The sequence below is a fragment of the Variovorax paradoxus genome (assembly GCF_030815975.1).
Lineage (GTDB): Bacteria > Pseudomonadota > Gammaproteobacteria > Burkholderiales > Burkholderiaceae_C > Variovorax > Variovorax paradoxus_N.
On record NZ_JAUSXL010000002.1, the window covers coordinates 481,427 to 494,003 of the forward strand.

Consider the following 12,577-nt stretch of genomic DNA (forward strand, 5'->3'; position numbering starts at 1 on the left):
GCCATGCAAGGTTCCTCGATGACCACACAGCCCCTTTTGCATTCACTGCCATTGTTCCCGCTCGGCACGGTCCTGTTTCCGGGGGGCGTGCTTCCACTGCGTATTTTCGAGGTACGTTATCTCGACATGATCGGCAAATGCCGCAAGGCCGATGCGCCCTTCGGCGTGGTCAGCCTCACGAGCGGTAGCGAAGTTCGCAAGGCCGGCGCCGAGGCGGAAAGCTTCGCCGCCGTCGGTACGCTGGCGGTCATCCGCGAATTCGATTCGCCGCAAAGCGGCCTGCTGCAGATCGAATGCGTCGGCACGCAGCGCTTCCGGGTCCGCGCCGCCGAACTGCAGAAATACGGCTTGTGGGTTGCCCAGGCGGAAGCCTTGGCCGAAGACACCGCGCTCGAAATTCCAGGCGATCTCCAGCACACCGCCACGGCGCTGCGGCGCCTTGTCGACACCCTCGAAGAACGACGCCGCGCACAGGGCGCAGAGGCCCCGCGCCTGCCCGTCGGCGAGCCCTATCGGTTCGACGATTGCAGCTGGGTGGCCAACCGCTGGTGCGAACTGGTGCCCATGCAACTCGAACTGCGGCAGCGGCTCATGGAACTCGACAGTCCGCTGATGCGGCTCGAACTGGTCAGCGATCTGCTGGCACGTGCGGGCATCACTGAATAGAGTGCTACTTCTTTCATAGCATTTCGTGCAGGATTGGCGGGCACTGGAGGCCGGTTCCGTTGGCACCCGATCGGCTAAAATGCCCGGTTGCGCTCACTTTTGTTGCGCCCCACCCGCTCTCCATGTCCGACCACCTGATCCCCTCCATTCCCACGCCCGCCGCGGCTCCAGCCGCCGCGCCCGCCGTCGACGACAACCAGCTCATCGCGGAGCGCCGCGAAAAACTCAAGCTGATGCGCGCCGCGCAGGCTGAGGGCAAGGGCGTTGCGTTCCCCAACGACTTCAAGCCGGGCCACCGTGCCGCTGCGCTGATGGAAGCGCATGGCGCCGCCGATGCCGAAACGCTCGAGGCGCAGGCCATTTCCGTGAGCGTGGCAGGCCGCATGATGCTCAAGCGTGTGATGGGCAAGGCCAGTTTCGCAACGGTGCAGGACGCCACCGGCCGCATCCAGCTCTACGTCACGCGCGATGCCATCGGCGAAGAGGCCTACGCCGACTTCAAGCGCTGGGACCTGGGCGACATCGTGGGCGCCGAAGGCACGCTGATGAAGACCAAGACCGGCGAGCTGTCGGTCAAGGTGAGCCGGCTGCGCCTGCTCACCAAGAGCCTGCGCCCGCTGCCCGACAAGTTCCACGGCATGGCCGACCAAGAGCAGAAGTACCGCCAACGCTACGTCGACCTGATCACCGACGAATCCGCACGCGTGCGCTTCACCGCGCGCAGCAAGGCCGTGAGCGCGCTGCGCGAGTTCATGGTGGCGCACGACTTCCTCGAAGTCGAAACGCCGATGCTGCACCCCATTCCCGGCGGCGCCAACGCCAAGCCCTTCAAGACGCACCACAACGCGCTCGACCAGGAGATGTTCCTGCGCATCGCGCCCGAGCTCTACCTCAAGCGCCTGATCGTCGGCGGCTTCGAGCGCGTGTTCGAAATCAACCGGAGCTATCGCAACGAGGGCATCTCGGTGCGGCACAACCCCGAGTTCACGATGATGGAGTTCTACGCGGCCTACTGGAACTACCGCGACCTGATGGACTTCACCGAGACGCTGATCCGCACCATCGCCGACAAGGCCGCGGGCACGCAGCAGCTCAGCTACCAAGGCAAGCCTGTCGACCTGACCCAGCCCTTCGAGCGCCTGACGATTCGCGAAGCGATCCTCAAGCACACCGATGCCGGTGACGGTGTGGACGACGCCACCTGGCTCATCAATGCCCTGCGCAAGCTCGGCCTGAGCGAGGAGAAGGACAAGCTCTCGCAGCGCAGCCTGGCCAGCCTGCAGGTGATGTACTTCGAAGAGACGGTGGAAGAGAAGCTCTGGCAGCCGACCTTCATCATGGAGCACCCGACCGAGATCTCGCCGCTGGCGCGCGCCAACGACGAGCGGCCCGAGGTCACCGAGCGCTTCGAGCTCTACATCACGGGCCGCGAGTTCGGCAACGGCTTCAGCGAGCTCAACGACGCCGAGGACCAGGCCGCGCGCTTCAACGCGCAGGTGGCCGCCAAGGACAGCGGCGACGACGAAGCCATGTTCTACGACCATGACTTCGTGCGCGCGCTGGAGTACGGCATGCCGCCCACCGGCGGCTGCGGCATCGGCATCGACCGGCTGATGATGCTGCTGACCGATTCGCCGAGCATCCGCGACGTGATCCTGTTCCCGGCGCTGCGCAGGGAATCTTGAGCGTGAAGTTACCGTCGTCGCTGCCGACGATCGGCATCGACTTCGGCACCTCCAACTCCGCCGTGGCCTGCCGGGTCGACGGCGCGGCCCGGCTGCTGCCCATCGAGGGCGCGGCCACCACGCTGCCGACCGCGATCTTCTTCAACGCCGAAGACCGCACGACCCATTTCGGCCGTGAAGCCGTCGCGCTCTACCTGGCGGGCGTCGAAGGCCGCCTGATGCGCTCGCTCAAGAGCCTGCTCGGCAGCGCGCTGATGCAGGAGAAAACGGCTGTCTACGACGGCCTCGTGAGCTTCGAGGACATCATCGCGCGCTTCCTGCGCGAACTCGCCGTGCGGGCGGGCCGCGAGCTGGGCCGGGTGCCGGAGCGCGTGGTCATCGGCCGGCCCGTGCACTTCGTGGACGACGATTCCAAGCGGGACGAACGCGCGGAAGAAAGCCTGCGCCACGCGGCGCGTGCGGCCGGGTTCCGCGACGTCGCCTTTCAGCTCGAGCCGATTGCAGCGGCCTTCGACTACGAACAGCGCATTGCCAAGGAATCGCTGGTGCTGATCGTCGACGTCGGCGGCGGCACCTCCGACTTCACCGTCGTGCGCGTTGGTCCGGACCGTGCCGCACGCGAAGACCGCAGCGGCGACGTGCTGGCCACCAGCGGCGTGCACATCGGCGGCACCGACTTCGACCAGCGCCTGAACCTCGACCGCGTCATGCCGGCGTTCGGCTTTCGCCACACGGGTGCGCAGGGGCGCGAAGTGCCGAGCAAGGTGTTCTTCGAGCTTTCGTCCTGGCACCTGATCAACTGGCTCTATGCCGCCAAGGCTGTGCGGCAGGCGAAGGACTTGCGCACGAGCTACAGCGACACGCGGCTGCACGACCGGCTGATGGCGGTGCTGGAAGAGCGCCACGGCCACCGCATCGCCAGCGAGGTCGAGCAGGCGAAGATCGATGCCTCGGTGAACGATGCGCCCACCACCATCGACCTCTCGTGCGCCGAACCGGGCCTGGCCGCCTCGCTCTCGCCCGCCGACATGGCGCAGCAGCTTTCTCCATTGCTCGAAAACGTGATTGCCTGCGCGCATGCCTGCGTCAAGCGCGCCGGGCTGCGCAGCGGCGATCTCGACGCCATCTACCTGACGGGCGGCTCTTCGGCCCTGCGGCCGTTCCAGCAGGCCTTGCGCAGGAGCTTCGCCGGCGTGAACCTCGTCGAGGGCGATCTGTTCGGCGGCGTGGCGACCGGGCTCGCCTGCGCGGGACCGGTGGCATGAAATACCTCGCGGGCTACCCACCCGCACTGCTCGCGCAGGTTCAGCAGCTGGTCGCCACCGAAGGGCTCGCGCCCTTGCTGCAGAAGCGCTATCCCGGCCCCCTTCACGAGGTGCAGACGGACCGGGCGCTCTACGACTACGTGAGCGAGCTCAAGAGCGATTTCATGCGCAAGGCCCCGCCGCTGTCCAAGGTGGCGTTCGACAGCAAGCTGCATGTGATCCGTAACGCGCTCGGCACGCACACCACCGTTTCGCGCGTGCAGGGCAGCAAGCTCAAGACCAAGCGCGAAATCCGGGTGGCGAGCCTGTTCAGGGAAGTGCCGCTGGAATGGCTGCGCATGATCGTGGTCCACGAGCTCGCGCACATGAAGGAGCGGGACCATGACAAGAGCTTCTATGCGCTCTGCGAGCACATGGAACCGGACTATCACCGGCTCGAATTCGACGTACGGCTGTACCTGACGCACCTGGATTCGGGCGGCGAGCGCCTGTGGGCGAGCGCGCTGCCGGGTCCGGCCCCGGGCACCGCGCCGTAGCCAGTCGCCCCTCAGCCGTCGCCGTGCGGCGCTGCGAGCCCGGCCTGCGCGAGCACCTGCCGGGCGTATCCATAGCCCGCCGAATCGACCAGCGCGTTCCAGCCGAGCGGCGGCGCTTGCGGCAGCAGCGCCCGGCGACGTGCCTCGCTCTTCGCATCGGGCTGCCAGCGCCCTGCCCCGGCCGCCGCGGCAACGCCATCGAGCAGTTCGTCGAGGGGCCGGCCATCGCCGATGCTCTGGTTGCACAGCATCGCCAGATCGCAGCCCGCGCCGAGTGCCGCCAGCGCGGCATCGGCATAGCTCAGCAGTTCGCCGCCGATGTAGCGCCCCGCCTCCATGCTGAGGTCATCGCTGAAGATGGCGCCATCGAAGGCAAGCCGGTTGCGCAGGATGTCTTTCAGCCACCTGGACGAAAAGCCCGCGGGCCGCTTGTCGACCTTCGGATAGATCACGTGCGCCGGCATCACCGCCGTGAGGGTGCCCGCGAGCCAGTCGTAGGGCCGTGCATCGTCGGCCAGGATGGCCTTGAGGCCGCGCCGGTCGACCGGAATTTCCACGTGCGAATCGGCACTGACGAAGCCATGCCCCGGAAAGTGCTTGCCGCAGTTGCGCATGCCCATCTGCAGCATGCCGTGCATCGCGCTCTTGGCAAGCAGCGCCACCACGCGCGGGTCGCGGTGAAAGCTGCGGTCGCCGATCACGCTGCTGCCACCGAAGTCCAGGTCGAGCACCGGCGCAAAGCTGAAGTCGACGCCGCAGGCGCGCAGTTCGGCGGCAAGCACCTGGCCGGTTGCCGTTGCGGCCTGTGTGGCGCGCATCGCATCGCGCATCCACAGCTCGCCCAGCGCGCGCATCGAGGGCAGCCGCGTGAAGCCGTCGGTGCGAAAGCGCTGCACGCGGCCGCCTTCGTGGTCCACGCAGATCAGCAGGTCGGGGCGGATGGCCTTGATCTCGGCATTGAGCGCGCTCATCTGCGCACGGTCCTGCCAGTTGCGGGCGAAATGGATCACGCCGCCGACCAGGGGGTTGGCGATGCGCCGGCGGTCGGCGTCGTTCAGCCCGGTGGCCGCCACGTCGATGATCAGCGGCGCGTGGGAACGGGCGGGCCCGGCGGTCATAGTTTCTCCACCACCACGAAACTCGCGGCATATTCGGTTTCGTCGGTCACGGTGACATGGGCCGTGAGGCCCCTGGCCTCGAACCATTCCTTGAGTTCGCCGTGCAGCACGATGATGGGCTTGCCGCTGCGCAGGTTGGCGATCTCGCACAGGCGCCACGTCATCGGCATGCGCATGCCCAGGCCGATGGCCTTGCTGAAGGCCTCCTTGGCGGAAAAACGCGTGGCCAGATAGCTCAGGCCGCGCTTGGGCCAGCGCTCGCTGCGGGCCTTCCAGACCGCGAATTCGGCGTCGCTCAGCACCCGGTGGGCAAAGCGCTCGCCCTGGCGCTCGAACGTGGCGGCGATACGCCGCAGGTCGCAGATGTCGGTGCCGATGCCGTAGATCATGCCGATCCCGCGCTCACTGCGCCTCTTGGATGCAGCGCAGGTATTCCTTGGTGGTGGCGGCATAGCCGAGTTCGAGCGCATCGGCGATGAAGGCATGCCCGATGGAAACTTCCCGGACACCGCGCACCGCGCGCAGGAACGCCGTGAGGTTGTCGCGGCTCAGGTCGTGGCCTGCATTGAGGCCGAGCCCCGCCGCTTGCGCCGCGCGCGCCGCTTCGACATAGCGCGCGAGCACGGCCTGCTCGCCCGGCGTGCCGCGCGATGCGGCATAGCCTTCGGTATAGAGCTCGACGCGATCGGCGCCCACCGCCTTGGCCGCGGCCATCATCTCGGGAATGGGGTCCATGAAGAGGCTCACACGCACGCCCAGGGCTTGGGCCTCGGCAATCAGCGGGCGCAGGCGGTCGGCGTCTTCGGGGAAGCTCCAGCCATGGTCGCTGGTCGACTGGGTTTCGCTGTCGGGCACGAAGGTGGCCTGGTGCGGCTTCAGCGCGCGCACGAAGTCCATCAGGTTGTGGAAAGGGTTGCCTTCGATGTTGAACTCGATCGCGGGCCAGTCCGTGGCCAGCAGCGCGGCGAGGTCGCTCACGTCGTGCGGCCGGATGTGGCGCTCGTCGGGCCGCGGGTGCACGGTGATTCCCTGCGCTCCGGCCGCAAGGCAGGCCTTGGCGGCGGTGAGCACGCTCGGAATGCCGAGCGCACGCGTGTTGCGCACCAGGGCCACCTTGTTGAGGTTGACCGACAGCGAGGTGGTAGCGGATTGGCCTGGAGTGCTCATAGGGCTTGCAAATCTCTCATCATCTGCCGCGTGCGCAGCGTGGACACCCCGCAATGGTAGTTGAGCAGCACGCGCAGCTGGTTTCGAAGGGCGCTGTTGCTGCCGGCATTCATGGTGGCAATCTCGCGCAGCGTGGCCGTGAAGGGTGCGCGGTCGTCGAGCACGCCCTGCAGCGACTGCCAGTCGGCGCCGGCCAGCGCCGCCTCGTCCTCGCCCGCCAGCCGCAGGCCGGCTTCGGGCACCAGGCTGTAGCGGGCATCGGCCACGAGCGGCTCGAGCGTGAGGGTCTGGGCGTCGAGCGACGGCAACAGGCCCACTGCGCGCAGCAGCAGCAACTCGAAGGCGCGCAGCGCCGCGGCCTGGGTGGCGGCCTGGGCGCCGGCGTGGTCGCCCGCCAGCACCTGCACCACGCCCGCATAGGCATCGAACAGCGCCTCGTGGGCATCGTCCCGCGCCAGCAGGCGCAGCAGCAGTTCGTTGACGTAGTAGCCCGAGAGCAGCGCCTCGCCGGTCGGCATGACATGGCCGCCCATCCACTCGGCGCCCTTGAGCGTGCGGATCTCGGCGTCGCCGCCGTAGTTGAGCTGCAAGGGCTGCAACGGCAGCAGCACCGGCCTGAAATTGGAGCTCGGCCGCTTCGCTCCCTTGGCCACCAGCGCGATGCGCCCGTGGTGGCGGGTAAACACCTCGAGGATCAGGCTCGACTCGCTCCAGTCGTAGCGATGGAGCACATAAGCCGGTTCGTGCGAAACGCGGTGGGCAGTTGCCACTTCATTCGTAGCCGAACGAGCGCACGCGGGCTTCGTCGTCGGCCCAGCCGGACCGCACCTTGACCCACAGTTCGAGGAACACCTTGGCGTCGGCCAGCTTTTCGAGCTCGACCCGGGTTTCCATGCCGATGCGCTTGATGCGCTCGCCCTTGTCGCCGATCACCATGGCCTTGTGGCCGTCGCGCTCCACCACGATGGTGGCCGCGATGCGCAGCAGGCGCTTCTGGCCCTTCTTCTGGGGCGGTTCTTCCTCGAACTTGTCGATGATCACGGTCGAGGTGTAGGGCAGTTCGTCGCCGGTCAGGCGGAACAGCTTCTCGCGCACCAGCTCGCCCGCGAGGAATTTCTCGCTGCGGTCGGTGAGCTCGTCCTCGGCATAGAACCAGGGCTGTTCGGGCAGGTATTTCTCGCAGATGCCGAACAGGCGTTCGACGTCCTTGGCATTCTTGGCCGACATCGGCACGAACTCGGCGAAGGCGTGCTTCGCCTGCATGGTCTGCAGCCAGGGCGCGATGTCGCCGCGGCGGTGCACGTTGTCGAGCTTGTTGGCCAGCAGCACGGTGGGAATGCCCTTGCCCAGCAGCTTGAGCACCCGCTCGTCGGCCGGCGTGAAGCTGCCCGCCTCGACCACGAAAAGAATCAGGTCCACATCGCCGACCGCGCCCTGCACGGTCTTGTTGAGCGATTTGTTCAGCGCGTTGGCATGCAGGGTCTGGAAACCCGGCGTATCGACGAACACGAACTGCGTGGCCCCCAGCGTGCGCATGCCCGTGATGCGGTGCCGCGTGGTCTGCGCCTTGCGCGAGGTGATGCTGATCTTCTGGCCCACCAGCGCATTGAGCAGCGTCGATTTGCCCACGTTGGGCTTGCCGACAATGGCGATCAGGCCGCAGTGCCGAGGGCCGCTTGCGCCCGTATCGCCTGCCGGGCCCTGGGAGTCTGCTGCTGAATTGATAGCGTCGTTCATTCTGATTTCACGCGGCCCCGCGTGCCTTGAGCCGGATCAACATGGCCGCCGCGGCAGCCTGCTCGCCGGCACGTCGCGAACCACCGATGCCGCGTTCGCGCAGGCCCAGCTCCGGCACCTCGCACTCGACATCGAAAGTCTGCTTGTGCGCTGCGCCGAGCGTGGCCGCCACGCGGTACGCCGGCAGCTTCATTTTGTGACCCTGCAGCCATTCCTGCAATTCGGTCTTCGGATCCTTGGCCACCGCATCCATGCGCGGATTGATTTCGACCGACTCGTAGAGCCGCCGCACCAGCGCCTCGGCGGCCGAAAAGCCGGCATCGAGGTAGACCGCGCCGATCAGCGCTTCGAGCGCGTCGGCCAGGATCGAGGGCCGGTTGGGCCCGCCGGAGCGCGCCTCGCCTTCGCCAAGGCGCAGCAATGGCGACAGCTGCAGTTCCAGCGCCAGGCGATGCAGTGTGTCCTGCTTGACCAGGTTGGCCCGCACGCGCGACAGGTCGCCCTCGGGCAGCGCCGAAAGACGGATGTAGAGCAGGTGCGATACCGCGAGATTGAGCACCGAGTCGCCGAGGAATTCGAGGCGCTCGTTGTGGTCGGCCGAAAAACTGCGGTGCGTGAGCGCGAGCTGAAGCAGCCGCGGATCGGAGAACGAATGCTTGAGGCGCTCCTGCAGCGCCGTGAGGCCGCCGTCCACCTTGCGTGTCGCCGCGTTCAGCGGGTCTGGCCCTTGTACTTGAGCACCAGGTAGGCCGGCCCGAACAAGGGGATCTCGCGCTCGTAGGCATACGACACGACCACCTTCTCGCCGACCTTCTTGATGTCGAGGTCCTTGCCCGAGACCGACTGGAAGTCGTCGATGGCCTGGGCCCGATCGAAGATGGCGCGCACTTCGGGCACGGTGGTGCCTTCCTTGGCCTTGTTGGCGGCCTTGTCGATGGCCTGCCATTCGATCAGCGTCGGGATGACCTGCGCGACGACGACGCCGACGCAAGCCAGCACCACGGCGACAAACACCAGACCGATGAACGAGATGCCGCGCTGATGCGCGGCCCTGCTGCGGATGGACCGATTTGTTCTCATGCCCTCTTACCCCTCGAACAATGCTGACTGCTTATTGGAATGGACCGATGCGACCCAGGTCGCCGAAGTTCATCCAGACGAAGAACGCCCTGCCCACGATGTTCTTGTCCGGAACGAATCCCCAGAAACGGGAGTCCGCCGAATTATCGCGGTTGTCGCCCATCATGAAGTAGTTGCCGGCCGGCACCTTGCACACCACGCCTTCGACGGAGTAGCGGCAGTTCTCGCGGTACGGAAAGTCGGTGGCGCCCTGGACGAAAGCCGGACCGGCGTCGTCGTTGAGCAGCCTGTGCTGCTTGCCCCCGAGGTCTTCGGTGAACTGCCTGAGCAGGCGCATCGACTCGCTGTCGAGGTAGTCGGGCATCGGGTTCTTGGAAACCGGCTGGCCGTTGATGGTGAGCTTCTTGTTCAGGTAGGCCACTTCGTCGCCCGGGACGCCGACCACGCGCTTGATGTAGTCCATGCTCGGCTTGGGCGGATAGCGGAACACCACCACATCGCCGCGCGCCAGCGGGGTGCCGTCGGTGATCTTGGTATTGATGACCGGCAGGCGCAGGCCGTAGGTGAACTTGTTCACCAGGATCAGGTCGCCCGTGAGCAGCGTCGGCATCATCGAGCCCGACGGAATCTTGAAGGGCTCGTACAGGAACGAGCGCAGCAGGAACACCACCAGAATCACCGGGAACAGCCCGGCCGTCCAGTCGAGCCACCACGGCTGCATCAGCAGGCGCTCGCTGGCCTTGGCGTCGGCGGTGTCGACCTGCGTGATCCCCTGCCCGGCCAGGCGCGCGTTGCGCTCGCTCAGCGAGCTTTCGAGCGCTGCGGCGGTGCGCTCGCGCCGGGGCAGGAAGTAGAAGCGCTCGGCCAGCCAGTACAGGCCGGTGACCACCGTGGCCAGGAACAGCAGGAGCGCGAAATTGCCCTCGATGGCACCAAAGTACCAGGCACCGACATAGCCGGCGAAGGCCGCAAGGACCAGGGAAGTGATGAATGCCATGTTTGAGATCAGTCTTCGACTTGCAGAATCGCGAGGAAGGCCTCTTGCGGGACCTCGACGGAGCCGATCTGCTTCATTCTTTTCTTGCCCGCTTTCTGCTTCTCGAGCAGCTTCTTCTTGCGGGTGATGTCGCCGCCGTAGCACTTGGCAAGAACGTTCTTGCGCAGCGCCTTGATTGTCTCACGCGCAATGATGTTGACCCCGATGGCGGCCTGGATGGCCACGTCGAACATCTGGCGCGAAATGATCTCGCGCATCTTCGACACCACTGCCCGGCCCCGGTACTGCGATTGGCTCCGGTGCACGATGATGGAAAGCGCATCGACCTTCTCGCCGTTCAGCAGGATGTCGACCTTGACCACGTCGGACGCGCGATATTCCTTGAACTCGTAGTCCATCGAGGCATAGCCGCGGCTGACCGACTTCAGCTTGTCGAAGAAGTCGAGCACGATCTCGCCGAGCGGCATCTCGTAGGTCAGCATGACCTGGCGGCCGTGGTAGGCCATGTTCATCTGCACGCCGCGCTTCTGGTTGGCCAGCGTCATCACCGCGCCGACGTATTCCTGCGGCATGTAAAGGTGCACGGTGACGATCGGCTCGCGGATCTCGCTCATCTTGCCGACGTCGGGCATCTTGGACGGGTTCTCGACCATGATGACTTCGCCGTCGTTCCGGACCACCTGGTAGACCACGCTCGGCGCGGTCGTGATCAGGTCCTGGTCGAACTCGCGCTCCAGGCGCTCCTGCACGATTTCCATGTGCAGCAGGCCCAGAAAGCCGCAGCGGAAGCCGAAGCCCAGCGCCTGGCTCACCTCGGGTTCGTAGCGCAGCGATGAATCGTTGAGCTTGAGTTTTTCGAGCGCGTCGCGCAGCGAGTCGTACTCGCTGGCCTCGGTCGGGTAGAGGCCGGCAAACACCTGCGGCTGGATTTCCTTGAAGCCCGGCAGCGCCTCGGTGGCGGTGGCGGCCGCGCCGCCCGTGCCCGGCTTGATCAGCGTCACGGTGTCGCCGACCTTGGCGGCCTGCAGCTCCTTGATGCCCGCGATGATGTAGCCCACCTCGCCCGCCTCGAGCGAAGGGCGCGGCTCGTTGGCCGGCGTGAAGACGCCGATGTTGTCGGCGTTGTACATGGCGCCGGACGCCATCATCTTGATGCGCTCGCCCTTCACCAGCCGGCCGTCGACCACGCGCACCAGCATGACGACGCCGACGTACGCATCGAACCAGCTGTCGACGATCATCGCGCGCAGCGGACCGTCGGGATTGCCGCGCGGCGCGGGCATCTTGTGCACGACGGCTTCGAGGATCTCGTCGATGCCCAGGCCCGTCTTCGCGGAACATGGAATCGCATCGGTCGCGTCGATGCCGATCACGTCTTCGATTTCGGTGCGCGCGTTGTCGGGATCCGCGTTGGGCAGATCCATCTTGTTGAGCACCGGCACCACTTCGACGCCGAGGTCGAGCGCGGTGTAGCAGTTGGCCACCGTCTGCGCTTCGACGCCTTGCGATGCATCGACGACGAGCAGCGCGCCTTCGCACGCCGACAGGGAGCGGCTCACTTCATACGAGAAGTCGACGTGGCCCGGCGTGTCGATCAGATTGAGGTTGTAGACCTGTCCATCGAGCGCCTTGTAGTGCAGCGCAGCGGTCTGCGCCTTGATGGTTATCCCACGCTCTTTTTCGATGTCCATCGAGTCGAGCACCTGCGCTTGCATCTCGCGTTCCGCGAGGCCGCCGCAACGCTGGATCAAACGGTCCGCGAGCGTCGACTTGCCGTGATCGATGTGCGCAATGATCGAAAAATTTCTGATGTGATTCATCAACGGGAACGCTTAAGTACTTGAATTGGCTCGTGCGCAGAGTGCGACAGGCAAGAAAAAAGGGCGCGTCTTCTGGAGACGCGCCCTGAACCAACAAGCAATGGCAACTGCAGTAGTTGGAACTTCATTGTAGGCAAAAAGGGAGGCACGTACATCCGGGGACAGGGTCAAAACGGGTCGTTGCAGGTCCACAACATCAAAGATATAAACAACTTATCCACAAGATCGGTGGAGCACTCCATGAACAACTTGTGGGCGATCTGTGGAGCGCCGGTGGACTGCTGTCTGACATCTCGCATGGTGGAGGAAAGCCCTCCCCTTATGCGCGGACTCGCCGCCCAATGGCTTCTATTCTACCGAAAATCGTCCTAAGCCTCTTTATAAGTTAGTGAACACAAACAAAACTACCTCACTTTTGGCGCAGAATTTTTTTTGAAACCGGGCGCTCCGACGTCGCAAACACCTCAAAAAAAGGCCCCAAACCCGAGTGACGGGTGGGGCCACTT

At 65.5% G+C, this 12,577-nt stretch carries 13 protein-coding genes; 4 read left to right on the forward strand and 9 right to left on the reverse strand.

The window, feature by feature from the left end; genetic code table 11:
- Nucleotides 1-18: 18 nt before the first annotated feature.
- From QFZ47_RS06065 to QFZ47_RS06080, 4 genes are all read left to right on the forward strand, one after another.
- Nucleotides 19-666, forward strand: a complete 648-nt coding sequence (locus QFZ47_RS06065) for an LON peptidase substrate-binding domain-containing protein (RefSeq protein ID WP_307654786.1) — start codon at nucleotides 19-21, stop codon at nucleotides 664-666.
- 122 nt (nucleotides 667-788) lie between these two features.
- Nucleotides 789-2,351: a lysine--tRNA ligase gene (gene lysS / locus QFZ47_RS06070; protein WP_307654787.1), complete on the forward strand. Its 1,563-nt coding sequence runs from the start codon at nucleotides 789-791 to the stop codon at nucleotides 2,349-2,351.
- A 2-nt stretch (nucleotides 2,352-2,353) separates the two neighbouring features.
- The gene (locus QFZ47_RS06075; RefSeq protein ID WP_307654788.1) at nucleotides 2,354-3,616 is read left to right on the forward strand and encodes an Hsp70 family protein; all 1,263 of its coding nucleotides are present in this window, start codon (nucleotides 2,354-2,356) and stop codon (nucleotides 3,614-3,616) included.
- Complete coding sequence (locus tag QFZ47_RS06080) at nucleotides 3,613-4,152, forward strand: M48 family metallopeptidase (protein WP_307654789.1); 540 nt, start codon at nucleotides 3,613-3,615, stop codon at nucleotides 4,150-4,152. The genes QFZ47_RS06075 and QFZ47_RS06080 overlap by 4 nt, the downstream gene beginning before the upstream one ends.
- Before the next feature lie 11 nt (nucleotides 4,153-4,163).
- On the opposite strand, the gene nagZ is transcribed toward QFZ47_RS06080, so the two are convergent.
- From nagZ to lepA, 9 genes are read right to left on the reverse strand one after another with little or no spacing between them, the layout of a single operon-like run.
- Nucleotides 4,164-5,270: a beta-N-acetylhexosaminidase gene (gene nagZ, locus QFZ47_RS06085; protein WP_307654790.1), complete on the reverse strand. Its 1,107-nt coding sequence runs from the start codon at nucleotides 5,268-5,270 to the stop codon at nucleotides 4,164-4,166.
- Nucleotides 5,267-5,659 carry a holo-ACP synthase gene (gene acpS / locus QFZ47_RS06090; RefSeq protein ID WP_307654791.1) on the reverse strand — a complete coding sequence of 131 codons (393 nt, stop codon included), beginning with the start codon at nucleotides 5,657-5,659 and terminating at the stop codon, nucleotides 5,267-5,269. Before acpS ends, nagZ begins: the two co-directional genes overlap by 4 nt.
- A gap of 13 nt (nucleotides 5,660-5,672) precedes the next feature.
- Complete coding sequence (locus QFZ47_RS06095; RefSeq protein ID WP_307654792.1) at nucleotides 5,673-6,437, reverse strand: pyridoxine 5'-phosphate synthase; 765 nt, start codon at nucleotides 6,435-6,437, stop codon at nucleotides 5,673-5,675.
- Nucleotides 6,434-7,207 (reverse strand): DNA repair protein RecO, encoded by a 774-nt coding sequence (recO, locus tag QFZ47_RS06100; RefSeq protein ID WP_307654793.1) that lies wholly within the window; start codon nucleotides 7,205-7,207, stop codon nucleotides 6,434-6,436. The genes QFZ47_RS06095 and recO overlap by 4 nt, the downstream gene beginning before the upstream one ends.
- Before the next feature lies 1 nt (nucleotide 7,208).
- The gene (gene era, locus QFZ47_RS06105) at nucleotides 7,209-8,174 is read right to left on the reverse strand and encodes a GTPase Era (protein WP_307654794.1); all 966 of its coding nucleotides are present in this window, start codon (nucleotides 8,172-8,174) and stop codon (nucleotides 7,209-7,211) included.
- Nucleotides 8,175-8,181: 7 nt separating this feature from the next.
- Nucleotides 8,182-8,868: a ribonuclease III gene (rnc, locus tag QFZ47_RS06110; protein ID WP_307654795.1), complete on the reverse strand. Its 687-nt coding sequence runs from the start codon at nucleotides 8,866-8,868 to the stop codon at nucleotides 8,182-8,184.
- A 17-nt stretch (nucleotides 8,869-8,885) separates the two neighbouring features.
- Entirely contained in the window at nucleotides 8,886-9,254 is a 369-nt protein-coding gene (locus tag QFZ47_RS06115; protein WP_307654796.1) for a DUF4845 domain-containing protein, read from the reverse strand.
- 31 nt (nucleotides 9,255-9,285) lie between these two features.
- Nucleotides 9,286-10,251, reverse strand: coding sequence for a signal peptidase I (gene lepB / locus QFZ47_RS06120; protein WP_307654797.1), 966 nt, complete (start codon nucleotides 10,249-10,251; stop codon nucleotides 9,286-9,288).
- A gap of 8 nt (nucleotides 10,252-10,259) precedes the next feature.
- On the reverse strand, nucleotides 10,260-12,071 hold the full coding sequence (gene lepA, locus QFZ47_RS06125) for a translation elongation factor 4 (protein ID WP_307654798.1): 1,812 nt from the start codon (nucleotides 12,069-12,071) through the stop codon (nucleotides 10,260-10,262).
- Nucleotides 12,072-12,577: the final 506 nt, after the last annotated feature.

What these genes read in the sequence shown, in the direction of transcription:
- QFZ47_RS06115 (WP_307654796.1), bottom strand. Translation starts at nt 9,254, where the DNA reads ATGAGAACAAATCGGTCCATCCGCAGCAGGGCCGCGCATCAGCGCGGC.
- QFZ47_RS06080 (WP_307654789.1), top strand. Translation starts at nt 3,613, where the DNA reads ATGAAATACCTCGCGGGCTACCCACCCGCACTGCTCGCGCAGGTTCAG.
- era (WP_307654794.1), bottom strand. Translation starts at nt 8,174, where the DNA reads ATGAACGACGCTATCAATTCAGCAGCAGACTCCCAGGGCCCGGCAGGC.
- lepA (WP_307654798.1), bottom strand. Translation starts at nt 12,071, where the DNA reads ATGAATCACATCAGAAATTTTTCGATCATTGCGCACATCGATCACGGC.
- nagZ (WP_307654790.1), bottom strand. Translation starts at nt 5,270, where the DNA reads ATGACCGCCGGGCCCGCCCGTTCCCACGCGCCGCTGATCATCGACGTG.
- lysS (WP_307654787.1), top strand. Translation starts at nt 789, where the DNA reads ATGTCCGACCACCTGATCCCCTCCATTCCCACGCCCGCCGCGGCTCCA.
- QFZ47_RS06095 (WP_307654792.1), bottom strand. Translation starts at nt 6,437, where the DNA reads ATGAGCACTCCAGGCCAATCCGCTACCACCTCGCTGTCGGTCAACCTC.
- lepB (WP_307654797.1), bottom strand. Translation starts at nt 10,251, where the DNA reads ATGGCATTCATCACTTCCCTGGTCCTTGCGGCCTTCGCCGGCTATGTC.
- QFZ47_RS06065 (WP_307654786.1), top strand. Translation starts at nt 19, where the DNA reads ATGACCACACAGCCCCTTTTGCATTCACTGCCATTGTTCCCGCTCGGC.
- acpS (WP_307654791.1), bottom strand. Translation starts at nt 5,659, where the DNA reads ATGATCTACGGCATCGGCACCGACATCTGCGACCTGCGGCGTATCGCC.